Origin of the sequence: Chryseobacterium sp. 22532, assembly GCF_052044665.1 — a bacterium.
GTDB lineage: Bacteria > Bacteroidota > Bacteroidia > Flavobacteriales > Weeksellaceae > Chryseobacterium > Chryseobacterium lathyri.
The window spans coordinates 1-430 of record NZ_JBQENJ010000022.1 but is presented as its reverse complement, the minus strand read 5'-3'; the positions used below and the strand labels follow the sequence as shown (position 1 = coordinate 430).

General features: G+C 33.0%; 1 protein-coding gene. It reads right to left on the bottom strand.

The features are described from left to right. The coding region (locus ACTJIV_RS20325; protein ID WP_440629268.1) for a hypothetical protein at positions 1-215 on the bottom strand (215 nt) is incomplete at its 3' end. Between the last annotated feature and the right edge of the window lie 215 nt (positions 216-430).

Genomic DNA, 430 nt, shown 5'->3' with positions numbered 1-430 from the left:
TAGGATAACCTTGATGGAGGCCTAATCATTACAACGTAAGACTCCACGATCTGAGAAATCTGTGGAAACTCATCCCGTGTATTTAATATTGTCTTTACCGCAAACTTTTCCGGTTTTATATCTAACAATTTTTTTCTCTCTACTTCTATAGTTAATATCCCAGGATAAAAACAAAGCCAATTACCATTCCAGACAACCCATCTTTCTTTTTTCAACTATTGTTCTGGTCTTACATTTTGAGGTGTTTATTTTCCGGTCTTATCACGAACTAAAAGCCTGTTCACGGTCTTTTGGATAAAATGATCCCAGCTCATTACTTACAGATCGATCTTTGTGGATAACTATGCTATGTTCATAAAGTCTTAATAATCAAAATACTGTATTGATACTTATCCCCAATGTAAAATGTATGTAAATTTTATGTTAAATA